The organism is Accumulibacter sp. (assembly GCF_036625195.1).
Classification (GTDB): domain Bacteria; phylum Pseudomonadota; class Gammaproteobacteria; order Burkholderiales; family Rhodocyclaceae; genus Accumulibacter.
On the sequence record NZ_JAZKUG010000001.1, the window covers coordinates 3,453,246 to 3,479,346 of the forward strand.

The window sequence follows — 26,101 nt, forward strand, 5'->3', positions numbered from 1 at the left end:
CAATGAACGCCATGACCGAACAACTCCAGAGCGGTGCCGGTCCGTCGATCGGTGCCATCCTGATCGACAGCGGCCGGCTGACGATCGACGCCGCCGAAAGAATCCTGCGCCTGCAGCAGAAAGAGGGCATGCGCTTCGGTGACGCGGCGCTGCAACTCGGCCTGCTCGGCGAGGACGACATCCAGCAGGTGCTCTCCCGCCAGTATGATTACACCTACCTCGCAGCCGACGACGACAGCATGAGCAGCGAGGTGGTGGCGGCCTTCAAGCCGTTCAGCCCGGTCGTCGAGCAACTGCGCCTGCTGCGCAGCCAGTTGCTGCTGCGCTGGTTCGACGTCGACTCCGGCGGCCGCGCACTCGCGGTACTCAGTCCGGATGCGGGCGAGGGCCGCAGCTTCGTCGCGGCCAACCTGGCGGTCGTCTTTGCCCAGCTCGGTCAGCGCACGCTCCTCGTCGATGCCGATCTGCGGCGCCCCTGCCAGCATCGGCTGTTCCGGATCCCCGACAAGCACGGACTGTCGAGCATCCTCGCCGGCCGCGCCGAGCTGGCGGAGTGCATCGGCAGCGTCACGCGCCTGAAGAATCTCTCGCTCCTGCCCGCCGGCGCGGTGCCGCCCAATCCTCAGGAGCTGTTGAGCCGGCCGCAGTTCGCTGCCATGCTCAGCGCACTCTGCGGCAGTTACGACGTGGTCATCGTCGATACCCCGCCGGCCGCGAGAACGGCCGATCACCAGCCCATTGCCAGTCGTGCGCGCGGGGCCATCGTCGTCGCCCGCAAGCATCTCAGCTCGGCCCAGCGCCTGCAGGCCCTCGTCCGTTCGTTGCAGGAGAGCGGCACGGTGGTCGTCGGCTCGGTCCTCAACCAAGGCTGAAGCGAATGTCTCCCGGCGCATTCCAGCTCGACAAGGGCAACTCGCTGGTCCCATTGCCAGCCTGGCTGTACGGCGGCAGGCAACGGCCGCCGGCGTACGGGGACTAGGATCGGCATGGCCATGGGCATGGGCACGCGGGCGATCGCGCCGACGACAGCACCGGCGACCGGGCAGTGGCTGAGCTGGCTGCCGATCGTCGTCGGCCTGCTGGCGCTCTATCTGCCCAGCCTGCTCGACCTGTCGCGGACCACTTGGGCGAGCGACGAGCAGAAACATGGCCCGATCGTCCTGTCGATCGCCTGCTGGCTTGCCTGGCGGAAGTGGCCGGGCATGTGGCAGGCAAGCGAAGCCGGCAGCCCCAGCGCGTGGGGTTGGCCCACCCTGGGCATCGGCCTGCTGCTCTACGTCGTCGGTCGCTCGCAGGAGATCGTGCTCCTGGAGATCGCCTCGATGATCTGGCTGCTGGCTGCGATTCTGCTGCTCACCCGCGGCGTGGCGGCGCTCAAGGCCCAGTGGTTCCCGCTGTTCTTCATGTTGTTCATGATCCCGCTGCCCGGTTCGATCGTCGAGACGCTGACCATGCCGATGAAGGCGGCCGTCTCCTACGTCGCCGAGCACATTCTGTTCTGGGCCGGCTATCCCATCTCGCGCATGGGCGTGATCCTGCAGATCGGCCAGTACAAGCTGCTCGTGGCCGATGCATGTGCCGGCCTGCACACCCTGTTCACCCTCGAGGCGCTCGGCCTGCTCTACCTCAACATCGTCCGTCGCGACTCGCTGTTGCGCAATGTGACACTGGCTGTGCTGATCGTGCCGATTTCCTTTTCTGCCAACGTCATCCGCGTGATGGTGCTGACGCTGATCACCTACCACTTCGGCGACGAGGCGGGGCAGGGCTTCCTGCACGGCTTCGCCGGCATGGTGTTGTTCCTTTCGGCGCTGTTGCTGATCATTGCCGTCGATTCGCTGATTCACTGGGGTGAGCGCCGAATCGACGGTGCGGCGATGCGCAGGCGGGCGATGACGCCATGAAGCCTTGCCTGCGCCATGTCATTCTGCTGTTGCTGATGCTGGCCGCGTCGGGGCTGGCCATCGCCCTCAAGCCGACGCAGCGAATCGCCGAGCACGGACCGCGGATCGATCTCGCGGCATCGATTCCGCAACGCTTTGGTGACTGGACGATCGACCCCATGCTGATTCCGGTAACGGTGAGCCCGGACGTCCAGGAAAGGCTTGACGCCATCTACGACCAGACCCTGGCGCGAACCTACATCAACAGCCAGGGGCAGCGGGTCATGCTCTCGATTGCTTACGGCGGGGATCAGGGCAGCGACAAGACGCAGGTGCACCGCCCGGAATTCTGCTACGCGGCACAGGGCTTCCAGCTCTCGAAGAGCGTCGAGAATGAAGTGGCGATGACTGTCGGCATGCTTCCCGTTCGCCGACTCGTTGCCGCACAGGGGAAGAGGAACGAGCCGATCACTTACTGGATCACCGTGGGTGACCAGGTCACGCTGCCGGGAATCAGCCGCAAGCTGCTGCAGATCCGTTATGGCATCACGGGCAAGGTGCCGGACGGGATGCTCGTCCGCGTGTCGTCGATCAGTGACCAGCAGGCCAGCGCCTACGCGCTGCACGATGAGTTCATCAGGGACCTCCTCGCCGCGACCACGGCGGAGGACCGGATTCGGCTGGCAGGCCGTGCGACCCGCTAGCGTCATCGCCAGGCCATGAAGAGAAAGGCCGTCAGCACGCCAATGGCCCAGCGGTATGCCGTGCCGAGCGACCGTCACGGGCAGCCACGCCGGGGCGGCACTGGCGCTCAGGGCGTGGACGCAGGCGCCCCACCACCACCAGCAGCAAGCAGCGAAACCATAGTCGAGAGTGAGCCATGCCACTGCAGTTCATAACCTATCACCGCACGGAAATGTCGGCCTCCGGCAGGGACGTCTATGTGCTGACGCACGACGAATTCAGCCATCAGGTCGACCTCATCGCCCAGTCCGGGCTATCGGTCCTGCGTTCGCACACTCTGGATTTCACCGACGACAGGTACCGCATCGGCATCACCTTCGACGATGGCTACAAGAGTGACCTCATCAACGCGGAGTGTCTCGCGAGAAAAGGCCTTACGGGTTGGTTCTTCGTCTCGACGGCGAACATCGGCAGAGCGGGTTACCTCGATCAGCATGAGATTCGCGAACTCGAGCGCCTCGGGATGAAGGTGGGCTCGCATTCGCACGATCACGTCAAGCTGGATATCCTGAGCGTCGATGAGTCCCGTCGGCAGATCTTCGTCAGCAAGGAGATTCTCGAGAACGTCCTCGGGCATCGGGTGGATGCGCTCGCCTTTCCCGGTGGTGGCTATAGCGAGGCCGTGGTGCGGGCGGCGCGCGATGCCGGCTTTGACTACCTGCTGACGACCGACTGGGGGGTCAACCGTCCGCCCTTCCAGGCATCAAGAATGCTCCGACGCAACAACATCCTTTGTGGCACGTCGGACAAGGATTTTCTCCGGCTGATTCGATCCGACTCCCTGTACGCCCGTCAGGCCGTCTTCACCACGAAGCAGGTGGTCAGAGCGCTGCTTCCGGAAGGAGCCTACCGCGGCTTGCGGCAATGGCTTCGCTGATGGCTGCGAGGCTACACGTCATGCAGGGTGGGCGAGAAGGCACTGGAGTTGAGTTGGGAGTGAGGATGGCAAGCACGACGAAACGCGATCAGACGGAACATGCCCCGACGACACCCGGGCGCCTCGCGGCCGTGCGCAAGCAGATGTTCATCGACTTCTGCGCTGCGCTGGAAGCGCACGCGATCCCGTACGTGATCCTCGCCGGACATCGGGACTATCCGGAAAGGATCGCTTCCGATGTCGATTTCATGGTCTGCGAGCGTGATTTCGCCAGGCTCCCGGCGATTCTCAACACGCCGGAGTGCGTCAGCGGTGCGCAGATCGTCCAGGTTCTCGAGCATGAAATATCGGCGCGGTATTTCGTCCTCGCGCGCCAGGAGGGTGAGCGGATCGCCTACCTGCACCCCGATTCGGCAGCCAGCTATCGCCTCGACGCCCGTCTGTGGTTGCGCAGCGAGTCCGTTCTCGCGACGCGGCGGCGCTCGCCGGCCGGCTTCTGGATTCCATCGGCGGCAGTCGAGTTTGAGTACTATCTGTTCAAGCGGGTGGAAAAGGAGTGCGTCGAAGAGCGTCATTTGGAGCAGCTCCGCGCCCTGTTCGATGAGGATGCCAGCGGCTGCCGCGAGTCGCTGCAGCGCATGTTTCCTGCCGAACTCGTGCAGGAAATGAGCTGCGCGATCGCGCGCATGGATGTCGCCTGGTTCCGCACGCGGCGCCAGTCGCTGGCGGGATGCTTGCGCGGGAACCTTCCCAGGGAGTCGTTGCCGGGCCGGATGCGCAGCAGGCTTCAGGAGTCGCGGCGAATCTTCCGCCGCGTGACCAATCCCAGCGGCTTCATCGTCGCCATCCTGGGGCCCGACGGAAGCGGCAAGACGACGGTGATCGAACACCTCGAGACGGAATTCGCGAGCGCCTTCCGTGGCGTCCGGCGCTTCCACCTGCGTCCCCACTTCGGCCGCACGTCAGGTGGAACGACGGTCAGGGATCCGCACGCACAGGAGCCTCGCGGCCGACTCGCCAGTTGCCTGAAAATCGGCATGTTCGTCGCCGACTACTGGTCGAGTTGGCTGCGCCACGTCATGCCGTCGAAAATCCGCTCGACGCTGATCGTCTTCGACCGCTACTACCACGACCTGCTCGTTGATCAGCGGCGGTACCGCTTGCCCGCGCGCTTTGCCCTGGCGCGGTGGCTATCGCCTCTGATACCGCAACCGGACCTGTGGCTGGTTCTGGACGCTCCGGCGGAGAATCTCGTCGCGCGCAAGGGCGAGATATCGCTCGAATCGGCCCGCTGCCTGGGCGCCGACTACGCCACACTGGCCCGGCGCTTGCCGAACGCCGTGATCATCGACTCGGGCGTGTCGCTCGACGAGACTCTGCAGGCTGCCGTCCGTGCAGTGCGCGAGCACCTTGGCGTTCGTGCGCAAAGCACCCTGCGGCGGTTGCTGTGATGCGGCATGCCAGCGACGCACGGCTGCGGCTAAGCCATGTGCACTGGGTTCTTGCTGACCAGGTCCTGGTCAGCGGCTGCAATTTCGTTCTCGCCATCATCTATGCGCGCGCCCTCGGCCCGACCACTTTTGGCATCTACGCGCTGCTTACCGTCGCGCAGCAGTACTTCGTCAGCGTCGGCGTATCGCTGGTCGCCAACCCACTGGTGACCCGGGCGCCGCATGTCGAGGACAGGCAAGAAAGGGTCCGACTGATCGCGGGCAGCCTCTCGGCCCAGCTCGTGGTCAGCGCTGCCCTGGCGCTGCTTGTGGTCGGGGGTCTGTCGCTCTATCTGGCAAGCGGCACTGCCGGCATCTCGGGAGTGACCGTGCTTGGTCTGGCAGCCTCGTCGTTCGCGCTTCCACTGCTCGAGTGGTGCCGCAAGCTCTGCTTTCTCGACCGGGATGGTGTGGCGCTGCTCTCGGTCGACGCGCTGACGTATCTGCCGATCCTGATTGCGGCCTTTCTGCTGGCACAGTCCGGTTCGCTGACGCTTGACCTCGGTGTGCTGCTCTGGGGGGCAACCAGCATTCTGGTCGCGATTGCTGCAGCAATGCGGCTGCGGCTCCCTTGCGACATCGCCGCTGCCCGCTCGTTCATGATGCAGAACTGGCGCCTCGCGAGGGATTTCATCGTGCCGTTCCAGGCGCAGTGGCTCGGTTCGCAGGGCATGGTGTATCTTGCCGTGCCGGTGGTCGGACCTGCCGGGATCGGCGCCTATCGCTCGATCGCCGGACTGCTCGGATTCACCAACGCCATTGGCGCCACCCTCGACAACATGATGCCGATCCGTTTTGCCGAGGTCTATCGGACTCGGGGCAGCACCGCGTTGCGCGGATACACCGCGCGCTTCTCTGTCGCGGTGCTCGGCCTGCCGGCTCTGCTGCTTCTGCCGCTGGTCTTCTTCGCCGAGCCGATCGTTCGCCTCTTGCTGGGAGACGCCTACAGCGGCTACTCGGAAATCCTCTGGGCACAGGCGCTCTACGTGTTCGTCCTCTACGCCAGCAGAGTCGCCAACTACCATGAGCGTGCGCGTTTGCAGACGAAGCGCATTGCCGTTTCGGCACTGGTCGGAACCGCCGTGTCAACGCTTCTGGTGATCGTGATGGCGCGCGAATTCGGCGCCATCGGGCTGGTCTGGAGTACCGTCCTCGGGGCGCTCTGCGCGTTGCTCTACCTGGTCTTTGGTATGGTCGACGAAATTCGGCGAGGCTGAAATGAAGAACCTTTCGCGACTGGTCTACTACCTGTTTGCGTGGCACTGGCCAACGCAGCCGATGCCCGGCTGGCGCTTCGGCTATTGGTTGCGGCGACAACTCGTGCGACGCATCTTCAGCCACTGTGGCGACGACGTGATCATCAAGCGCCGCGCCTACTTCGGCAGCGGAACGCACATCAAGCTTGGTCACCGCTCGCAACTCGGACACGCTTGCCGCATCGATCATGATGTCGAGATTGGTGACGACGTGATGATGGGGCCAGACGTGGTCGTCATGTCGAACTCGCACGAGATCAGTCGCCTCGATATCCCGATGATCGCCCAAGGCGCTGCAGCGCGCCGCCCGGTGCGCATTGGCAACGACGTCTGGATCGGCACGCGTGCCATCATACTGCCGGGTGTTCACATCGACGACGGGGCGATCATCGCTGCCGGCAGTGTCGTCACTCGCAGCGTGCCGCCATACGCGGTGGTCGCCGGAGTGCCGGCGCGGGTCCTCAAGTTTCGCACTCGCCCGCAGGAAAATGAACACCGGTCGTGACGCATTTGCCAATGAACTGGTGCACGGAGGCCTGATGACCCGCATGTCCTTCCTGGCGACACAACCCGTCGTTGCGGCCTCGAACAAGCCGGCGCTCGACTTCACCGATGGGATGGTTGTCGTCGCCATCGCGCTGCAGTTGCTGTGGGCCGTCGATCCCTTCGCCGCCGAGCTCTGGAGACGCTCCTTCACACGCCACTTGCCGACCGTCCTGGCCATCGCCGCGACACTGCTTTGTGTGGCGGGTCGCGTGCTGTTCCGGCCCGAACTGCGACCAGAACTGGGCTCAGTCGTCCGCACCTACCGCTGGTTGCTCCTTTTCGGCGCCTTCGTGATTGGCGGCAGCCTGTACGCCAGGTTCGCCCTCGCCATCGACAGCTCGTTCCTCCTCATGGGGATGTCAGTGATTCTCGGCGGCCCGGTCAACCTGTGGTTGATCAGGACGTCGCGCACACCGGCAACGCTCGTTCGCAGCGTCACCGTTGCCGTGATCGGTGTTTCCTTGCTCGGCGTGCTCATGAACACCATCCATTTTGGCCGCATGCTCTACCACGCATTGGAGCATGTGGTTCTGGTTGCGGTAGCGATGCCGCTCATCGCCGGCCGCAAGCCGCTCGTCCGGCTGAGCGGTGCCTTCCTGTGCATACTCGCAGCCGTGGCGCCAAACAAGATCACCGGATACATCGTCCTGCTGATGGTCTTTGCCTGGGTGTTCGTAGACGACTTGATGATCCGGACTGCCGGGGACCCGGATCGCATCCGCGGCGGCTTGCAGCGGATCCTGGGTGCTTTCCTCGGCATGCTCGGCATCCTCGGAGTGGTGTTCCTCTATCAGGCGACCAAATCCCACCTGCCGGACGGCAACACGGTCTACCGCCTGCACACCTACCAGATGGCGATCGACCGCTTTCTCGATTCGTGGTTATGGGGGCGTGCATTCGCCGCATCGGCGGTCGACCATTTCGACCTGTTCGTGGTCAATACGAGTACGCAATCATTGCCGACGCACTCCGATCCTCTGGACATCCTGGCCAACGGCGGCCTGCTCGGAGCCATTCCTTTCGTTCTCGGGCTGCTGTCGATCCTGCATGCGGCCTGGAAGATGCTGACAAGGAACTGGGTTTCGGGCGAGCGGGATCAGGGCTTCGCCAGAGCCCAGCTGGCCATGTATTTCCTGATCATGAGCAGCGGCCTGACGGTCATGGCATTCAATCCCGTACTGAACAGCGCGAGCAGCAGTTACGTCTACTGGATGTGTTCGGCGATGATGTGCGCGCTGCTGTCCCCGGATGGGCAGCCAGCCGCGTCGTCGGTGGCCACGGGCTCGCCGCTGGCAGACGAAGCGATGCAGCGACCGACATCCGTACCGCGTAGTCGGGCTGCGGTTCGGGACACGGTACGGTCTGGATGAGGACATGGCATGAGAACGGAGAAGATCTACATCGACTCGCCACCGGAATTCATGTCTCAGCCGTCTGCAGCGACCTGGCTGCCCGTAGAGCGCCATCTCGTCAGCTTTCACTCCGGCCCCCCGTTTTCGCTGGCCGCCGACCGTCTCGGTCGCCAGGCACGAGCGACGGGCTGGTTCGATTCCGTCACCATCCTGCACCCAACCGCTGACCATCCCGCAATGCACGCGTTCGCGAGCCAGCTGGCGGAATTTGCCGGCAGGCATCCACGCGGTTATGGCTACTGGCGATGGAAGCCTCTCCTGGTACAGGCCGTGCTGTCTTCGCTTCCCGAGGGCGCGCATCTCTACTATCTGGATGCCGGCTGTGAACTATCGAGCATCGGTGGCGAGCGATTCATGGCGCTTGATCGCGAACTGGGCGCGCGTGGTGTTCTATGCTTCGAGATCGATTTTCCCGAGCACGGCTGGTGCAAACGTGAGGCCGCCGAGGCGATACTGGGGCGCTGGCACGAGTCGGTGATGAGCTCCCGTCAGATCCAGGCCACCTGGTTCGGTCTGCGCAACTCGGCCGCCGTACGGGAGCACATCGCCGAATGGGCGTCCTGGGCAATCGAAGGCGAGTTGATCACCGACGCGCACGCGCCGGAACGGCAGCATCCGTTGTTCTGCGGGCACCGCCACGACCAGGCTTTGTGGAGTCTGACCCTGAAAAAGCGGGGAGTCGTACCCATGCCGCAGGAAGACTGCTTCGAACGCTGGCTGTACGTTCCCGACTCATGGGTCCTCCTGGCACCCGTGCACGGTCTGCGATCGCGCGGCAGCCGCTCGCGGATCGATGTCATTGGCGCGGATTCGAGCAGGGAGTGCTGCCTCGCCAACCTCGCATCGCCCTCGCTGAAGTTCAGGAGCAGACTGGCCGCGTCGCGTCTGCGGGCGCGGGCCGTCGGCTGGTTGAGCCGCATCCGTTCCCGGATTCATGCCGCATGGCGTTGAACCGGCGTTCTGCCACTTCGCCAGCGCTGCGACCCGCCGATCGGATGCTCGTGTCTGCCTCCGGTGCCGGAAAAGGGCCCAAGCGTCGGCTCCTACGCCCAGTGCTGCGGCCTTTTCTGCGGCTACGGATGCTCGGATTGGTTGCTCCAGGCATCTTCTGCAGTTCGCTCCTGGGAGCGACCCTGGTGGTCAACCCAGGGCACCCTGCTGCCTCCGATTCGGGCGCCGGCACCAGTTCGCAGCCGCTGATGACGATTGCCGCAGCGATGAACCGCCTGCAGCCCGGTGACCATGTCCTCATCGCAGCTGGCGTCTATCGGGAGCCGATACTGTTGCCGGCCCGATCCTGGTCCGGGAGTGCGCGCACGCTGATCGAGGGGGACGCGCAGGGACGAACACTGATCAAGGGATCGACCGTCGTGCGCCTGTGGCAGGCAGCCGGTCCGGGTCGCTTCGTCGCCCCGATGGGTCACGAACCCGAACAGGTGCATGTCGACGACCAGCCGCTGCAGCAGATCGGCGGCAGCGTATTTGACGGCTATCCGGGGCGCCCCGACCACCCCCTGGCGGCCCTGCACGCGGGTAACGGTGGCATCTGGCCCGGGCGCGTCGACGGTGATCGCGAGAGCATGCCGGTCAACAGCTTCCACTACGACCGGGTTCTGGGCAACGTGATGATCCGCGTGCCTGCCGACAGCCTCGCGGGTCACACCGTGGAGGTGGCCGCCCTGCAACGCCTCGCCTCGGCAACCGGTGTCGAGCGATTGTCACTGAAAAACCTCAGCTTCGAGCACTCGAATACCACCGCCACCACCCGTGGCGGCGCCGTACAGCTGGACGGCAGGAGCATCCGCATCGAGAACGTCCAGATTCGTCGCGCCGACGGCACCTGCCTGGGGCTGAACGGAGCCGATCACGAGATCATCAGCAGCAACTTCAGCGAATGTGGCCAGACCGGCCTCGGCGGCCGAGGTTCGGGCTGGAAGATCGTCGACGTCACCGTCAGCCGGAACAACACCCGCGGCTTCAACAAGTGGTGGGAGGCAGGTGGTGCCAAGTTTGTCGGCGACGGTGGCCTGAACAACTCGACGATCACGCGCTTCAAGGCAACGAACAACCACGGCGATGGCCTCTGGTTCGACTGGAAGAACCGCAACAACCGCGTCACCGACTCGTTGCTCGCCTTCAACTCCGGATTCGGCCTGCATCTGGAGATGTGTCAGGGTTTCCTGGTGGACAACAACATCGTCGTCGGCAATCGCCAGCGCGGAATCTACCTGCGCCAGACCTCGTTCAGTACCCTGGTGTTCAACCTGGTCGCCCACAACGGGCTCGACGGCATAGCCATCGTCGATGAGGGTCAGCGCGATCCGCGCGGCGAAATGGATTTCTCGGTGCGGAACAACTGGGTGATGGGGAACGTGATCGCAGGCAACGAGATCGCGTTGACCATGCCGTCGCCGCTGGCAGACAACCGCAGCGACGGCAACCTGTTCGCAGCCGATGACAAGGCAAGCGCCTTGCGGATCGGCTGGACCCGGAATCTCGGCAAGGCCGAATGGATCGAGTCCGGTCTCGATGCCAACAGTGAATGGCTCATGTTGCCAGTGGGGCGACGCCGCGAGGCTGATGTCCGGCAGCCGCTCGCTGGACAGCTGGCATGGTACGGCGCGTCACGCACGCGGATGGGTGCGGTCGCCGCCGGGCCGCTGGCTGCACTCGCGCAGAGGGCACCGGCGCTGAAGGTGGGTGCCGGTGCGCGCCCCGGGCCCGCCGTGAGCACCTGGCTGCCACGGTGAGCCACGGCGGGTCGCCACGTTGCTCTGCCGCCATGGACGGGGCGCGACCGTAGCCGTCGGATCGATCACTGGCGACCTGTGACTTAGCACACGCGCCGGAAGCGGGCTAGGACGCAGGATCCGGTCGATTGAAACGACCGCCAGCGTCGGCCAGAGATGTTTCGCCGCTGACCCTTCCTTGCAGGTGCACGCTTGAACCCGAAATCGATTGGTGCGCTCCCTGTCCCGCGGCTCCGGGCGCAACCGGACTTCGTCGTCGACGGCTGGACGGGTTGCAGTGGTGGACGGACTCGGCAACTGGCCGACCATGGCTCGCTCCCGCAACGGCTCGGTCAGGCGCACTCCCAGCCGCGATGAGTCGCAGGTGATCAGGACACGGACCCCCACCGGCAACCGTACGACAGACCCGGTTGAAAGGCCGTGGTGTGCCGCGGGCACCCGGCTGGCGTCGGACTTGCCATGAGCGCGACAAGCGTCGCCATCCGGCCCGGGCTCTTGGCGCTGGCGGACCAGGTCGTCGTCTCTGGCTGCAATTTCCTGACCGCCTTGTTCCTCGCACGCACGCTGGACAGCGATTCGTTCGGCCATTACAGCCTCGCGTTCCTGGTGTGCCTCTTCCTTTCCGGCTTGCATCGGGCCGTGTTCACGCAGCCGATGGCGGTGCTGCAGGATCGCGACAGGCCTTGGCTGCAGCTGGCACGCGCCCGCGCGCTTCTTGCGGCGCACTGGGTTGCGATTCCGGTTGCCGGTTTGCTGGTGGTCATCGCCGGCGTCTTTCTCCACGCCGATTTCTTCCTCGTTGCCTCGGCCGTCGTCTTCCTGGCCTGCCTGTTCCTGCAGGAGACGGCGCGCCGCTTCTTCTACGCTTCCGGAGCCCACGAACGGGCACTGTTGAATGACATCATCAGCTATGTCGGACAACTCGTCGTGCTGCTGCCGCTCGCGGTACTCGGCCTCCTGAGCGGGGCGAGCGCTTTCCTGGCCATGGCTGCTTCGTCGCTGCTGGCCTTCGTTCTGGCATTGCGATGGATCGAGCGGACACACCCGGAGCCGGCGGTAGAGCTCTCGGTGACGGAAGTGATCGAGGAGCAGTGGCCGCTGTCGAAATGGCTGCTGGCGACCGTTCTCGCCATCTGGGGCGCCGGCCAGTTGTACCCGTTCCTGCTCGTCCCTCTCGGTCCCGTTGCCGTCGCCACCTTCTCCGTCTGCCTCAATCTGCTGAATCTGCTCGGGTTGATCACACAGAGCGTGGCCAATTGTGTTCCCGCCAATGCGGCGACGATCCTGCAACGTCATGGCCGGGCAGCCTTTCGTCGTGACCTCCTGCGGACGAGCCTGTTTGCCGGATGCGCCGGCGGTCTTTTCGTCGTCGCGGTTGGCTGGTTCGCCGAGCCGGTCCTGCATTTCCTCTACGGCGGCCGCTACGACACGGCTGCCGACATCCTCCGAACGCTCTCGATCGGCGCCGCCTGTTCGTTGATGGGAACCGTGTTTGGGGCTTATGCGCTGGCGCTCCACGACTCGCGATCAGGTCTGTTCAGCAATCTGGGAGCGACCGTGATGACGTTCACGGTCGGTCTCTGGCTGATCGGCAATCATGCGATGCAGGGCGCGGCGCTCGGGACATCGCTGAGCCTGGCGACGGCGATGTCGCTGCAGGCCATGTTCGTGCTGCATCGACTGCGCAGGACGAGCGCATGATCGATGTCTGCGCTTGCCTGCCGGCTGGCAGCATGAGCCAAGCCGCACCCGGGGCTTCGAGCATCCGGTTTCCGGGGCCCGATGGCCGTCACGGCCGAGATCGGGGATCCTTCACGGCGCCGGATGTCCGGATCAGGCCGATCATTTTTCGGGTCGCAAGTACATGACCATCTCCATCTCAATCGTCACCTGTTCCTATCAGCAGGGCGCCTACCTCGATGCGACCATGCGTTCGGTGCTCGACCAGAGCTACCCAGGACTCGAGTACATCGTCGTTGACGGCGGCTCGACCGATGACAGCCTGTCCGTGATCGAGCGGCATCAGGGCTCGCTGGCCCATTGGGTCAGCGAACGCGACCAAGGGCAAACGGACGCGCTGATCAAGGGCTTCGCGCGCGCCAGCGGCGAAGTTCAGGGCTGGCTGTGTTCGGACGATCTGCTGTTGCCCGGTGCGCTGCACCGGATCGGCGCATTCTTCGCCGCCCATCCGGGCGTCCAGGCGGTGTATGGTGATTCGCTGTGGATCGATGCGCACGGTCGCTTCCTGCGGCCGAAGAAGGAGGGCCCCTTTTTCCGCCATGCTTTCCTCTTCGATCACAACTTCATCCCGCAACCGTCGATGTTCTGGCGGCGCAGCCTGTACGAGAAAGTCGGCGGCCTTGATCCGCGTTTCAACCTGGCGATGGACAGCGATCTCTGGGAGCGTTTCTCCCGTCATGCGCGCATCGCGCACATCCCGCACTACCTGTCCTGCATGCGCTTCTACCCGCAGCAGAAGACCCGCTCGCTGCGGCCGCAGGGTCGTCTCGAGGACGCGGAGATTCGCAGTCGCAGCCGCTTGTCCGGATGGCCGGGACTGCCGCTGTACCGGCTGACCGGTACGGCACTGCGCGTCGGCGCGAAGCTCCTCGCCGGTGGCTATGGCGCGGTCGTCGATGAGTCGGTCGTTGCCGCTCTGGAACCCTATCACCTGGTGTCGGCAACAGAATGAACGCGGCCCGTGAGTGGCGCGAGTGGCTCGCGCTGTCGCTTCAGGAGCAGACGGCAGAGCCGCAGGGTGGGCTCGGCTGGCACTCGCTGCTGCCGGTCAAGGCACGCCAGCTCTATTGCCGGCGTGACCTCGAGCGTCTGCCGGAACTGGCCTATCTGGTGCGCTCGCCGGCGCGACGATGGCTGGCGCGCACGGCCTGGCACGCTGGTCGCGTCGGTCTGACCTGGCCGCGTAGCGAGGTGTGCATGGCGCGCGAGCAGGCCGATCTGCTGCAGCAGATCCTGCCGGCAGACAGCGGAGCATCGCCGGTGTTGATCCAGTTCGGTTCGCCCGGGCCCTTCCAGAAGGTCGTCGTGCTGAGCCTCTCAACATCCGGTCGGGCCTGGGTGAGCAAGATCGCGTTCCGCCCCGGGGCGGATGAGTTGCTGGCCGGCGAAGCATCCTGGTTGGCTCGCCTTGGGCAGGTCGCCGAGTTGAAGGCTTCCGTGCCGGAGCTTGCTCGCGCCGGGTGTCTGAGCAGCGGACGGCGTTTTCTGACCATGCCGGCGGCGACCGTGCTGCCATCACCGGCCCGGCTGGGGCCCTTGCACCGTGCCTTTCTCGCGCACTTGTGCCGCACCAGCCGCCGCGACTGGGTGTGGGAGGAGGCGCCACTGCGAGGGCGGTTGCATGATCGCTTTCTTCGCCTTTCGCGCGACCTTGCTTCGCCGCTGCTGGCGGGAACGCCGGAAGCGTGGCGGTGGATCGACTCCGAACTGCGCGGGCAGGTCATCACGACCTGCATCGGACATGGCGACTTCGCGCCGTGGAACATCAACCAGGACGCGCGGGGGATCACCGTCTTCGACTGGGAGTACGCGCAGGACAGCGCGACGCCACTGCACGACTTCTTCCACTTCCATTCCATCCAGCGCATCCTGGTACGGCGATCCAGGCTGCGGCCGCAGGCGCTCATGGCCCTGCTGCAGGACGGGCGCACTCACCTGCAGGCCGTCCTCGCCACTGCCGATGCGTCCATTGACCAGGTCGCCAGGATGTTCGGCCTGTATCTGTTGGACACCCTGAGCATGTACGTCGAGTCCAGCGGCGGGGTCGATGCACGCGACCGAGTCGTGGCCGACTGCGTTCACAGCCTCGGCACGCTTCGTCTGCTGCGTCGGCCCCTGTCGGAGCGAGCGACCGGAGTCGGCGCGGCCAGCGCCCGTTGGCCACTGCCCAATGGCGCGAACGGCGACGCGACGGTATCGACCGGGACGCGCTGAGATGTCTTCTCCTGCACCCGACCGACAGGGCTCCCAGATGCGCATCCTGATGGTCCACAACGCCTACCAGCAGAGAGGGGGCGAAGACAGTGTGGTCGAGGCGGAGACCGAGTTGCTGCGGGCCCACGGGCACACTGTCGAGCTCTATCAGAAGGACAATCGCGACATCGCCGACCTCTCCCGCCTGGGCCTGCTGACCAGGACCATCTGGTCGAGGCAGACGACTGCCGACCTGCAGGGGATCCTCGCCCAAAACCGTCCGGATGTCATTCATGTCCACAACACCTTCCCGCTGATCTCCCCCTCGCTGTATTGGGCCGCGGAGCGGGCTGCGATCCCGGTGGTACAGACATTGCACAATTTTCGCCTGTTCTGCCCGCAGGCCATGTTCCTCCGCCAGGAGACGGTTTGCGAGGACTGTCTCGGGCGTGCACCCTGGCGCGGGATCACCCGGGCCTGCTATCGCGGGTCAGTGGCGCAGAGTGCGGTCCTGGCGGGTATGGTGATGACGCATCGGGCGCTCGGCACGTGGCGCGACAAGGTGACTCGATACATCGCGTTGAACGAGTTCTGCCGCCGGAAGTTTGTTGAAGGCGGTCTGCCTGCGGAGCGGGTGGTCGTCAAACCGAATTTCGTCGACTTTGCACCCCCGCCAGCCGGTGCGCGCAGCGACTTCCTCTTCGTCGGTCGTCTCTCGGCGGAGAAGGGCATCCGGACCCTGGTCGATGCCGCGTCGAAAGTCCCCGAGGTACCCGTGGTCGTCGCCGGGTCGGGACCGGAGGCGAGGCTTCTGGCTGGCGCAGCGAACATTCGCGGGCTTGGTGCCCTGCCACCGGCGGCGGTGCGGGAGAGGATGGTGGCGGCCAAAGCACTCGTTCTGCCGAGCATCTGGTACGAGAACTTCCCGCGCACGCTGGTCGAAGCCTTTGGCTGTGGCTTGCCGGTGATCGCCAGCCGGATCGGCGCACTGGCCGAACTCATCGAGGATGGGGTGACCGGCTTCCTGTTCGAACCGGGCGACGCGGATGACCTGGCCAGGAGGCTGCGCTGGGCGCATGCCCATCCGGCAGAGATGGCGCGCATGGGCGGCGCCGCGCGTGCGCATTATGAAGCCCACTTTACTGCCGACGGCAATTATCAGGAACTGATGGCCATCTACAGCGAAGCTATTGCTCAGGCGAAGGGAGGCATGGCATGACAGCAGCAGTTGCGCGCCGGACGGAGCGAGTCCTTTCGGCGGCGGTCGACGCCGTCGACTGGGACGAAGCGGTTGATCGCATCCAGCGTTGGGCGGATCGCAGGGAGAGCCGCTATGTGTGCATCACCAATGTGCACTCGGTGGTGATGACGACCCAGTCGGCGGAGTTCGAACGGGTCATCAGTGGTGCCGACATGGCGACACCCGACGGCGCGCCGGTAGCCTGGATGCTGCGCCAGGCGGGCCATCGCGACCAGGCACGCATCAACGGGCCAGACCTGATGTGGCGATATTGCCGGCAGGCAGCGCAACGGAACGAAGCCGTCTTCCTCTACGGTGGTAGCAGCCAGACCCTCGACGCACTCGAGGCGCGCCTGCTCGCCGCCTTTCCCGGGCTGCAGATCGCGGGTGCCTACTCGCCGCCCTTCGGAACGCTTTCCGCCACCGAGGATGCGGCAATCGTCGACATGATCAATGGCAGCGGCGCCGGCACGGTATGGGTCAGCCTTGGGTGCCCCAAGCAGGAGCGGTGGATGGCTGCGCATCGCGGCCGGATCGAGGCGGTGATGATCGGTGTCGGCGCCGCCTTTGATTACCATGCCGGAACGATCAAGCGGGCGCCGATCTGGATGCAGCAAGCGGGCCTCGAGTGGCTGCATCGACTGCTCTCGGAGCCGCGCCGCCTGTGGCGGCGTTATCTGGTGACCAATTCGATCTTTCTGGTGCGCGCATGCTGGCAACTGGCGAGCAATCGATGACCTCCGGTTGCAGCCTGAGCATTTGCTCACGGTCGGCTCGCGGCGAGCGCACTAGGATTCGCCCATGACTGGCGCAGAACGTGTGGAGGAAATCGTGGTGAAGCGGCGCACATCGACCCAGCCGAGACTCCTGCGAATGAGGAGCGCAGCGTGAAGATCCTCCTGTCTGCCTATGCCTGTGAACCGGACAAGGGTTCGGAGCCGGGAGTCGGCTGGAACTGGGCGCTTGCTCTCGCCCGGCGCGGGCATGAGGTATGGGTTCTGACGCGGAGCAACAACTGCGCCGCGATCAGCGCAGCGCTTGGCCAGCTTGGCGAACCTTACCGCTCACGGCTCCACTTTCTCTACTACGATCTGCCGCGCTGGGCCGCGTGGTGGAAGCGCGGCGGGCGCGGCGTCCATCTTTATTATGCGCTTTGGCAACGCGGCATCCTTGACGTCGCTCGCGCCGCTCACCGGCAGCAGCACTTCGACGTCGCCCACCATCTCACTTTCGGCGTCTGGAGGCAGCCGACACGGCTCCATCGCCTCGGCATCCCGTGCATCTTCGGTCCGGTCGGCGGTGGTGAAATGGCCCCTTGGCCGCTGGTTCGCGGGATGCCGCAGCGCTGGTCGCGCGTTGGCGAGTTCCTGCGCTATGCGGTCAATCTCGCGTCACGCTGGAATCCCGCACTGCGCCGCTGTCTCAGGGAGTCGCATCGGGTCATCGCCAAGACGCGCGAGACTGCCGACTGGATCGCCAGTGCTGGCGGCAGCGCGGTGGTTTCGCTGGAGATCGGCATCAGCCGCGAACGCATCGTGCAGGGCTCGCGATTGCCTGCGCCCGGCCGGCTGAGCTGTCTTTACGCTGGCCGGCTGATCGATCTGAAAGGGATCCATCTGGCTCTCGCAGCGGTGGCCCAGGCCGCTGCTGCCGGCATTGACATCAGCTTTGCCGTCGTCGGCAGCGGACCGCTGGATGGCGTTCTGCAGGCGATGGCGACGGCGCTCGGTATCCAGTCGAGGGTCACTTTCTGCGGCCAGCTGAGCCAGACGGAGTTGCTTGCCAAGTACCGTGAGCACGACCTGCTCGTGTTTCCCAGTCTGCACGACTCGAGCGGCAATGTCGTCCTCGAGGCCTTTGCCAGCAGCCTGCCCGTCCTCTGCCTGGATCTCGGTGGTCCAGCCGAGATGGTGGACGAGAACTGCGGTCGGGCGGTCCCGGCGCGAGGTGTCAGCCAGGAGGCCATCGTGAGCAGCCTGGCTGCGTCCCTGGTCGAGTTTGCCCGTTCTCCGGGCTTGCTGCTTCGCTTGCGCAAAGGGGCATGCAGGAAGGCGCTCGCCGCCTCCTGGGACGACCGGGTGAATGCCGTGTATGCGCCGGTCGAGGCGCAGGCCTCGCGGCTGGCGACGATGGGCCGGGTCGTGTCCCAGGATCAGGTTCTTTCGTTTCGTGACTTGTCCAGCATGGCGCACCGCGAGCTCCGCCAAGCGGGTTCCTGCGGACGAACAGGCAGAGGAAGTGAATGATGGAAGTCGAGAATCCGGCAGCGGCAAAGCTGCTCATCTGGGCCACCCGGGGAAAGAAGAGTCGCCCGCGGCTGCACCGCTTGGTGTGCGTCCTCCTCAACAGCGACGTCTACTGCGATCTTCCCGCAGGCATCCAGTTTCCCCATCCCTATGGTGTGATGATCCACAGCGAGGCGGTCATCGGCGAAAACACGACCGTGATGCAGCAGGTCACCATCGGCGGCAAGAGCCTGAGCGAGCCGGATGGGGCGCCTACGATCGGGCGGGGCTGCTATGTCGGTGCCGGTGCCCGGATTCTCGGTCCGGTAAGGATTGGCGACCACGTCACGATCGGCGCCAACGCGGTCGTCACGCGAGATGCGCCCGACGGTTGTGTGGTCGTTGGCGCGAACAAGATCCTGATCCGCTGACGACCGCTGCCATGCCCTGCCGCGGGCCTTGATACCTGCGTCAGGGCACTGAAACCACCTGGACTCGGCGGGGTGCAGTAGTTGCAGCGCCCCGCCGACGCGTCGACGCCAGACGGAGGTCGCGGCTGCGACGCGGCGCATCGTGGCGCCGGCTGCGTCCAGGGCCTTCCTTGCAGGCCGCCTCGTCGTCAGTCGCTCTCATCGCCGACGACCGCTGAGCTTCCCGCCGAGGCGCAGCGCCGGTATCTCGACGAGCCGATGGAGGAGCGAGGCGAGGAGCAGCGCGGCTCCCCAGACGACGACGAGCAGCAAGGGCTGGCGCACGAGCCAGTCGCGCGCCCAGCCGACGCCGAGCAGCGTGTTGATGACGAAGCCGTGCGTCAGGTAGAGCGAATAGGAAACGTCGCCACTCCACACCAGCCCCCTCTGCCAGGGCAGCCACAGGCGACCATGGCGCTCGAGCCCGAGCAGCCCGACGATCGCCACCGCGGCGGGGAGACCGAAGCTGAACACCGCGTGTTCCAGGACCGCGTTTCCCTGCAGCTCGGCCACGTCGTGGGCGCTGAGTCCGGCCTGGCCGATGAGCGACTGGCTGATGCAGGTTCCCAGGACGGCGGCGACACCGAAGGCGCCGATGCCGGCGGCGGCCAGCAGGGCGCTCACCGCTGGCGAGGGTGGCCCACAGCGGCGCAGCAGGCCATAAGCGACGACGCCGAAGGCGAACTCCAGCCAGTGCGCGCTGGACAGGAAGCGGGCAGCCTGTTGCAGCGCCGGACTGTCGGCTGGCCCCGTGAGTGGCAGCAGCGGCAGCACGACCAGGGCGAGAAGCGGGAGTGCGGCGTAGCGGCCCCATGGCAACAGGATGCAGACGAGGAAGAGCGTGTAGAAGAGGATCTCGTACGACAGGGTCCATGCGACCGTGATGTACGGCTTCGGCACTGGCAGCAGCAGGATCGCGCCGACGAGCGTCGCCAGCGGCACGCTGGCGCCATCCTTGAGCACCTTCATCGCCACCACCAGCCAGTACACCGGCAGCAGGCGGAAGGCGCGTCGGATGGCGAAGCGCAGCGCACGCTCGGGTCTGCCGATATCGCCTGCATGGGCACTGCAGATCACGACGCCGCTGAGCACGAAGAAGACGTCGACGCCGGCAAAGCCCGCCCTGAAGACGTTCTGCCACAGGACCTCGCCCGTATGGACCGCGTACAGAGTCCCGGTGTGGTAGAGCATCACGAGCAGTGCGGCGACGCCGCGCAACGCCTGCAGGCTGTGCAGCCGCGCCTGCTCCGGAGGTCGTTCGGCAACGGGAAACGGAATCAGGAAAGAAGCCCAACTCATTGCTAAATATGATTGTTCAAAAATATGGATCGAGACGTCCCGGCAGTATGGCGGACTCGCCTTCAGAAGTCGCAGACTTAATTGGCACTTCGTTGATCCATCAGGACTAGTCCGATCGGGTCATTGCCCGCCGGGAGGGGCGACGGTAAATTGGGAACCGTGGAATAGGGACTGAAGAACCAGTTTCCTGATCACAGACCATGATTTTATGAATAATTAAGGAAAGGAAACCAACCATGGAACTGAAAAACATCGCCAGGGGTATTGCCGCCCTGGGCCTCGCGGCCGCTATTGCTGCTCCTGCGTCTGCCGCTACGGTCAACATCAGTGGCTACACCAATGGCGGTCCGTCGAGTGTCAGCGTCGCCGCCCCGGCTTATAGCGGGGGAGCCGGCCAGTTCTCGGGCACTCTCGACGGCAACGCGTTCACTACTTTCTGCGCCGAGCTGACGCAGAGCTTCAACTTCAATACCAACTACACGTACTCGATCGTTTCCGGCACGACGGCGTGGACCAACCCCGTCTATCTGGGGCTGAGCCGCCTGGTGACGTGGCTTGCGGCCAATCCGACGTTCAACAACAGCGCCGACAAGTCGGCCGCCATGCAGTCGGCGGTGTGGGAGGTGATCTACGAAACGAGCGGCACCTACAATCTGGCCGGCGGCACGTTTACGGCGACCAGCGGAACCGGCAGCACGCAAACTGCGATCAACAACCTGAACGCGCAGTGGGGCAATATCAACACGACCCTGCCGACGCTTTTCGCAGACAAGCTGGTCAACCCCGAGCGTCAGGATTTCCTGTTGACGACCCCGGTTCCGGAGCCGGAGGCTTTCGCGATGATGCTGGCTGGACTCGGACTGGTTGGAGCGATTGCCCGCCGTCGCAGCCGCTCGGGCGTCTGATCGACTGCGTGAGTGCATTATCCGCGCCATTATGGGAAGCGAATCGCGAACATGATGGCGCGGATGCGCCAGATTCTTGGATAATGCCAGCGGCCGGGGTCATCTCATGGCGCCGAGGCGACTCACTGGATCGATTTATGGCAGTCGGGGGCTGATGGCAGAAGGCCGCCTTCGGCGGTAGCGCACGAATCAATCAATTCCCCGACCCCTTCGGTTGGCGTGCGGCGAATGCGTCGGACGCGGACCAGACGAGGACCACGGTCAGCTGTCGGCCTGCCCTTTTCGACAGGGTCCTGCGAACCGGATCACGGTTGCGGGACGCCCGCGCTCAAGCCTGTCTGATCCGCCATCGACTTTGGCTCGTCGGCACGAAGCGGCGACATCCTCGCGGCGCTGGGTGAACCATCGACGGGTGAAGTGCGGCAGCGGCTGATCAACCAGCGGGGTTCAGCCCGCGGCGAGGGCGCGACTGCCGGAAGTGCTCATTGTGTCGAGCTTGCCAACCGCCTGCGCCCGGTTGCTGACGTTGATCTTCTGGAAAATGCTCTTCAGGTGGTTCTTGACCGTGAAACCACTGATGCCGAGGATCATGCCGATCTCGATGTTGGTCTTGCCGCAGCGAACCCATTCCAGGATCTCGCGCTCACGGTTGCTGAGGCTGTTGACGCCAAGCGAATCGAACGTTGCCGGCTGGCCGGCGCGCGCCCTTGCCTGAGTGGGCAGGGCTTCGATCTTGCTCACCGCGGCGTCGACATGCGGCAGGAGCAGCTCGAACAGCCGTCGCTCCTCGTTGCTGAAGGGCTGTCGCTGCCGCAGCAGGATGTACAGGTGATCGACGCGGACGCGCGTATCCGAGATGGCGTGGCAGAGGGCGTGCTTCATCGTCGCCAGGGCGGCGTGCGGCTCGCTCCCGGCAAGGTAACGCGCGAAATCGCGGCAAAGCGCGGCCGGTCCGGCGCTGTCGGCTGCTGCAACCCAATCTTCGTGCATCCGCTCGCCAATCATTTGCAGCGTCTGCGGCGGCAGCAGCGAGGTGCGCATTCCCGGAATCGCGGAAACGACATCGTATTGATAGGCCTCATTCCCGAGCGAGCCATTGCAGGAGAACAGCACGTCGTGCGGGATCATGCGGCGGACATCCCCCTGCAACCACAACAGGAGGCTCAAGTGGCTTTCCACCGCCAGTGAAGCGCGCATCGTCCTCACCAGCAGGGTGCTGTCGAAGTCGTTTGCCGATGCAGTCAGGATCATCTGGTCTCTCTGTTTCTGGAACACGCTTGCCTGGCGGCAACCGGGCTCGTCGATAATCATCTTCGGGCCACAGGCCAGCGCGACAGCGTGCCTTCTCTTGTCGCTCGGCACTCTCCCTCATGCACTTGCCAGCGGCTCGCGCAGTCAGTGGGCGCCGTCGTCCGTGGAGCAACCGACGGCGGTCGACAACCGCATGTCGTCAGCCGCTGACGGGTCGGCTTTCACGTTTCCGACGGAGCGAAGCTTGCCATGCGCGAGATTTCCATCGTGAGAACTACGTCACGGTGACAGCGCCTTCGGCCGATAGAATGGCGGCGTGATGACAGACTCATCGGCCCGGCCGTTTGGCGCGGGACGATACGCGTCGGGTGGTGTGACGAGACGCGCTTTTTCTTGCGGGAAGCGATGGCGATGGCCAGAAACAGACCATTTTTCGGTGTCAATAGGGTAGGCGGCTCCCTGTTCCAGTTCGTCGAGTCGATGGTCGACCCGACGGCTCAGATCGGTGCGCTGCTCCTGCTGATGTCCTGGTCCGGCGATGATGCCTACAATCATTATCTGGTCCTTGGCGTGCTCCTCTTTGCGCTCAGCTTTCCGGGAAGAAGCCTGATTCAGTTGCGGCTGCGGCATGTGATCCGTGAAGTATTTCTCAACTGGCTGGCGAGCGCCTCGTTGCTGATTTTCTTCGGCTGGGCGACGAGTCTCTACAAGATTTTTCCGCGGGAGGTCCTGCTCGGTCTGCTGTGGTTGACTCCCCTCTTGCAACTCGTTGGTCATTTGCTCCTCCGGCAGCTGATGCCACTGCTGCTGCGCGCGGGCGGCCCGGCACGGCGGGGAGTCATCGTCGGTTGCAACAGCCTCGGAAAACACCTGGCGGCCCAGATCGCGGCGCATCCCATGCTGGGAATCAGGCTGGACGGCTATTTCGATGACCGTGAAGTCGAGCGTCTCGGCATTGCTGCCGACCAGCTGAAGGGAAGGCTGGCCGATGTCGCCGAATACGCGAAGAAGGAGGCTGTCGATGTGATCTACCTGGCGTTGCCGATGGCGACGCAACCGCGAATCCTCGCACTGCTCGATGCGCTGCGCGATACGACGGCTTCGCTCTATTTCGTCCCCGACGTTTTCGTCACGGACCTCATCCAGGCGCGCATGGATGCGGTCGGGCGGGTGCCGGTGATGGTCGTGCGCGACACGCCCTTTGCCGGGCTGAACGGGATCGTCAAGCGCTGCAGCGACATCATCATCTCGTTGCTGATTCTCGTCCTTATTTCGCCGATCCTGCTTCTGGTGGCATTGCTGGTGAAGCTGGACTCGGCCGGGCCGATCATCTTCAAACAGCGCCGCTACGGACTCGACGGCAAGGAGATCATCGTCTACAAGTTCCGCTCGATGTCGGTCTGCGAGGACGGGCCGCTGGTCGCGCAGGCCTGCCGCGGCGACACCCGCGTGACGCGCGCCGGCGCGATCCTGCGCAGGACCTCGCTCGACGAGCTGCCGCAGTTCTTCAACGTCCTGCAGGGCAGGATGAGCATCGTCGGCCCACGGCCGCATGCGGTCGCGCACAACGAGACCTACCGCAAGCTGATCAAGGGTTACATGGTGCGCCACAAGGTGAAGCCGGGAATCACCGGCTGGGCGCAGGTCAATGGCTATCGCGGCGAGACGCAGACACTAGACAAAATGGAGGGCCGCGTAGCGTACGACCTCGAGTACCTGCGCAACTGGTCGCTGAAGCTCGACCTGTACATCATCTTCCGCACCATCGCCCTCGTCTTCAAGGATGCCGGTGCGTACTGAGGGCTGGTCTTGCCGGCTACGGCCGCTCTGGACGGCGATGCTGCTCGGGCTGACGCCCGCCGTCGCAGGCGTAGCGGCGGCTGCCGAGGCGCGGGCGCAGGAGGCGCCACCCCGGCTGTCAAAGCGGCCGGATCCGTTTCGTCTGAGCATCGAGCGCTCGCAGTATGTCCTGCAGGGCAACCACGCTGGCCTTTCCGGCAGTGCCGGGACGAGCCGGCAGCGGCGGGTGGCGACCCCGGGCCCCTTCGCGCCGCTGATCGAACGTCAGGCGCGTGCGAAAGGGGTCGATCCGGAGCTGGTGCACGCGGTGATCCGTGCCGAATCGGCGTACCGGGCGGACGCCATCTCGCCGAAGGGTGCCGTCGGACTGATGCAGCTGATGCCGGCCACCGCAAGGCGCTTCGGTGTCGTCGATCGCGAGCATCCCGAGAGCAACGTCAGTGCCGGGACGGCGTACCTGCGGCTGCTTCTCGACCGCTTCAACAGCGTGCCCCTGGCGCTGGCCGCCTACAACGCCGGCGAGGGGGCCGTCATGCGCCATGGCAACCAGATCCCCCCCTATGCCGAAACCAGGGGTTATGTGGCGCGCATCCTCCGTGACTACGGTGACACGCCGATCGCGCCGGTTCCGTTGCCGCATCCCTATGCCACAGGGCTGCGGCTGGCCGACGCCGAGCTGGCGCCGTATCGCCTGATCCGGACTCGCTCGCGCTGACCCGCCGGGCGCACCGCGCGCCCCGGCCATCCCGAAAAGCCTGCCTCTCACCTCGTCGCTGGACCATGCGGGCTGCAACGCGCGCCGCAGCAGCGACCTGCGGCCAGCGGGCCGCAAGATGCCGTTTGCCGGACGAACTGCCCGCGCGCGACGCCAGAAAAAAAATGGCCCGCCAAGCGGGGACTGGGCGGGCCGGGTGAAGCAGTCGCCGAGCCACTTTGGGGGGAGGAAGAGAGGGAGGTGAGTGCTCCGGCGACAGAACGAATGCTACCGACTCGAGGCGGCGGGATCTGTGACGTAATGCGCAGGGGAGATGCCGGCGCGCGACGCCGGAAAAAGAAACGGCCCGCCAGGGGGGGACTGAGCGGGCCGGGTGAAGCAGTCGCCGGACCACTTGGGGGGAGGGGGGAGGGGGAGGGAAGTGCCCCGGCGACAGAACGAATGCTACAGACTTGAAGTCCCGGGATCTGTGAAGTAGTTGGCCTTTTGTGTCACAACGTGTAGCGAATGCTCAGGCGAAGGGATCGGCGGCAGCGGCGAACAGCTGCGCGAGCAGCGCACGCTCCTTGCCGTCGATCGAGTCGAGGAACTCGCCGGCCGGGCCCATGCAACGAAAAGCGTTGAGGCCGCGGTCGAGGAACTCGTGCAGCTCGGCGAGACCGGCGAGCTGCGCCGGAGCGCGCATCAGCCGCAGCATGGTGCCGAGCAGCGGCTTGCCGGCGACGCGGTCGAGGGCTTCGCCGGTCTGCCGGATCAGCATCACCTGGCGCTCCCGCTCCGGCCGGCAGCCGACGGCGCGGTAGGCGGCGGCATAGGCCTCCTCGTCGATACGCTCGATCATCCCGGCGCGCTCGAGTTCGGCCACCATCGCCGAGTCGAGTTCCTCGGACAGCGCGTCGACCTCGACCGCCAGGGCAACGCTTTGCAGGGCCGAAGTCGGCAACATGCGGATCAACAGGGGCAGGATGCGCTCGACCTCCTCGTCACGGCTGCTGAAATCCTTCGGGCCGTAGAGATCGGAGAGGAAGAAGCGGGCGGCAGCGCCGAAACGGGGGCTGGCCAGCAGATCGGCATGGGTGCGCGCCAGGCGCCCCGCCTGCCACTCGCGCAGGCGCAGGCGCTTCGCCGCTGCCGCCGGCTCGCTGTTCGCCTGCAGGCGCAGGCGCTTGGCCGTCTGCAGGTGCTGCCGCAACGCTGCTGTGCACTGCCGTTTCTCGATCGAGACGCTTGCATCGTCCATGGCGGCGGATTATGCCTTGCCTGATCGGCGCTGTTTAGAGGCCATCGCCTAACCGGCGGCAGCGG

At 65.1% G+C, this 26,101-nt stretch carries 22 protein-coding genes and 1 pseudogene; 20 read left to right on the forward strand and 3 right to left on the reverse strand.

From position 1 onward, the window contains the following. The first annotated feature begins 2 nt into the window (after positions 1–2). The 17 genes and pseudogenes from epsG to V5B60_RS15340 all read left to right on the forward strand — a co-directional run bounded on the left by epsG (position 3) and on the right by V5B60_RS15340 (position 18,787). A complete protein-coding gene (epsG, locus tag V5B60_RS15260) occupies positions 3–872 on the forward strand; it encodes a chain length determinant protein tyrosine kinase EpsG (protein WP_332347843.1) in 870 nt (289 codons plus the stop codon). A gap of 120 nt (positions 873–992) precedes the next feature. After that, the gene (gene xrtB, locus V5B60_RS15265) at positions 993–1,904 is read left to right on the forward strand and encodes an exosortase B (protein WP_332350585.1); all 912 of its coding nucleotides are present in this window, start codon (positions 993–995) and stop codon (positions 1,902–1,904) included. After that, the gene (epsI, locus tag V5B60_RS15270) at positions 1,901–2,587 is read left to right on the forward strand and encodes an exosortase-associated protein EpsI, B-type (protein ID WP_332347844.1); all 687 of its coding nucleotides are present in this window, start codon (positions 1,901–1,903) and stop codon (positions 2,585–2,587) included. The genes xrtB and epsI overlap by 4 nt, the downstream gene beginning before the upstream one ends. A 176-nt stretch (positions 2,588–2,763) precedes the next feature. Further along, entirely contained in the window at positions 2,764–3,504 is a 741-nt protein-coding gene (locus V5B60_RS15275) for a polysaccharide deacetylase family protein (protein WP_332347845.1), read from the forward strand. A 65-nt stretch (positions 3,505–3,569) separates the two neighbouring features. Next, positions 3,570–4,955 carry a dTMP kinase gene (locus tag V5B60_RS15280; RefSeq protein WP_332347846.1) on the forward strand — a complete coding sequence of 462 codons (1,386 nt, stop codon included), beginning with the start codon at positions 3,570–3,572 and terminating at the stop codon, positions 4,953–4,955. Next, positions 4,955–6,211 (forward strand): hypothetical protein, encoded by a 1,257-nt coding sequence (locus V5B60_RS15285; protein WP_332347847.1) that lies wholly within the window; start codon positions 4,955–4,957, stop codon positions 6,209–6,211. Before V5B60_RS15280 ends, V5B60_RS15285 begins: the two co-directional genes overlap by 1 nt. A 355-nt stretch (positions 6,212–6,566) precedes the next feature. Next, positions 6,567–6,722, forward strand: a pseudogene (locus V5B60_RS22280) (DapH/DapD/GlmU-related protein); the annotation flags it as partial. A 67-nt stretch (positions 6,723–6,789) separates the two neighbouring features. Beyond that, a complete protein-coding gene (locus V5B60_RS15295) occupies positions 6,790–8,166 on the forward strand; it encodes an O-antigen ligase family protein (protein WP_332347849.1) in 1,377 nt (458 codons plus the stop codon). Between the two features lie 9 nt (positions 8,167–8,175). Continuing rightward, the gene (locus V5B60_RS15300; protein WP_332347850.1) at positions 8,176–9,159 is read left to right on the forward strand and encodes a hypothetical protein; all 984 of its coding nucleotides are present in this window, start codon (positions 8,176–8,178) and stop codon (positions 9,157–9,159) included. 248 nt (positions 9,160–9,407) lie between these two features. Beyond that, positions 9,408–10,958 carry a right-handed parallel beta-helix repeat-containing protein gene (locus V5B60_RS15305; RefSeq protein WP_332347851.1) on the forward strand — a complete coding sequence of 517 codons (1,551 nt, stop codon included), beginning with the start codon at positions 9,408–9,410 and terminating at the stop codon, positions 10,956–10,958. Between the two features lie 459 nt (positions 10,959–11,417). After that, positions 11,418–12,659 (forward strand): hypothetical protein, encoded by a 1,242-nt coding sequence (locus V5B60_RS15310; protein ID WP_332347852.1) that lies wholly within the window; start codon positions 11,418–11,420, stop codon positions 12,657–12,659. A gap of 163 nt (positions 12,660–12,822) precedes the next feature. After that, positions 12,823–13,650, forward strand: a complete 828-nt coding sequence (locus V5B60_RS15315) for a glycosyltransferase family 2 protein (RefSeq protein ID WP_332347853.1) — start codon at positions 12,823–12,825, stop codon at positions 13,648–13,650. Then, positions 13,647–14,912: a phosphotransferase gene (locus V5B60_RS15320; RefSeq protein WP_332347854.1), complete on the forward strand. Its 1,266-nt coding sequence runs from the start codon at positions 13,647–13,649 to the stop codon at positions 14,910–14,912. Before V5B60_RS15315 ends, V5B60_RS15320 begins: the two co-directional genes overlap by 4 nt. Before the next feature lie 37 nt (positions 14,913–14,949). After that, positions 14,950–16,110 carry a glycosyltransferase gene (locus V5B60_RS15325; RefSeq protein ID WP_332347855.1) on the forward strand — a complete coding sequence of 387 codons (1,161 nt, stop codon included), beginning with the start codon at positions 14,950–14,952 and terminating at the stop codon, positions 16,108–16,110. Further along, a complete protein-coding gene (locus V5B60_RS15330; RefSeq protein WP_332347856.1) occupies positions 16,107–16,868 on the forward strand; it encodes a WecB/TagA/CpsF family glycosyltransferase in 762 nt (253 codons plus the stop codon). Before V5B60_RS15325 ends, V5B60_RS15330 begins: the two co-directional genes overlap by 4 nt. A 150-nt stretch (positions 16,869–17,018) precedes the next feature. Next, positions 17,019–18,377 carry a glycosyltransferase family 4 protein gene (locus V5B60_RS15335; RefSeq protein WP_332347857.1) on the forward strand — a complete coding sequence of 453 codons (1,359 nt, stop codon included), beginning with the start codon at positions 17,019–17,021 and terminating at the stop codon, positions 18,375–18,377. Then, positions 18,374–18,787, forward strand: coding sequence for a serine acetyltransferase (locus V5B60_RS15340; RefSeq protein WP_332347858.1), 414 nt, complete (start codon positions 18,374–18,376; stop codon positions 18,785–18,787). The genes V5B60_RS15335 and V5B60_RS15340 overlap by 4 nt, the downstream gene beginning before the upstream one ends. 198 nt (positions 18,788–18,985) lie before the next feature. On the opposite strand, the gene V5B60_RS15345 is transcribed toward V5B60_RS15340, so the two are convergent. Beyond that, positions 18,986–20,125, reverse strand: coding sequence for an acyltransferase family protein (locus tag V5B60_RS15345; RefSeq protein ID WP_332347859.1), 1,140 nt, complete (start codon positions 20,123–20,125; stop codon positions 18,986–18,988). A 236-nt stretch (positions 20,126–20,361) separates the two neighbouring features. Between V5B60_RS15345 and V5B60_RS15350 the strand changes: the two genes are divergently transcribed. After that, positions 20,362–21,030 (forward strand): PEP-CTERM sorting domain-containing protein, encoded by a 669-nt coding sequence (locus tag V5B60_RS15350; protein WP_332347860.1) that lies wholly within the window; start codon positions 20,362–20,364, stop codon positions 21,028–21,030. A gap of 447 nt (positions 21,031–21,477) precedes the next feature. On the opposite strand, the gene epsA is transcribed toward V5B60_RS15350, so the two are convergent. Continuing rightward, positions 21,478–22,281, reverse strand: a complete 804-nt coding sequence (gene epsA / locus V5B60_RS15355; protein WP_332347861.1) for an XrtB/PEP-CTERM-associated transcriptional regulator EpsA — start codon at positions 22,279–22,281, stop codon at positions 21,478–21,480. A 411-nt stretch (positions 22,282–22,692) separates the two neighbouring features. Here epsA and V5B60_RS15360 point away from each other — a divergent pair, with 411 nt between their 5' ends. Continuing rightward, on the forward strand, positions 22,693–24,081 hold the full coding sequence (locus V5B60_RS15360) for an undecaprenyl-phosphate glucose phosphotransferase (RefSeq protein ID WP_332347862.1): 1,389 nt from the start codon (positions 22,693–22,695) through the stop codon (positions 24,079–24,081). Further along, positions 24,071–24,796 carry a lytic transglycosylase domain-containing protein gene (locus V5B60_RS15365; protein WP_332347863.1) on the forward strand — a complete coding sequence of 242 codons (726 nt, stop codon included), beginning with the start codon at positions 24,071–24,073 and terminating at the stop codon, positions 24,794–24,796. Before V5B60_RS15360 ends, V5B60_RS15365 begins: the two co-directional genes overlap by 11 nt. 511 nt (positions 24,797–25,307) lie before the next feature. On the opposite strand, the gene V5B60_RS15370 is transcribed toward V5B60_RS15365, so the two are convergent. After that, positions 25,308–26,036, reverse strand: a complete 729-nt coding sequence (locus tag V5B60_RS15370; RefSeq protein ID WP_332347864.1) for an FFLEELY motif protein — start codon at positions 26,034–26,036, stop codon at positions 25,308–25,310. Positions 26,037–26,101: the final 65 nt, after the last annotated feature.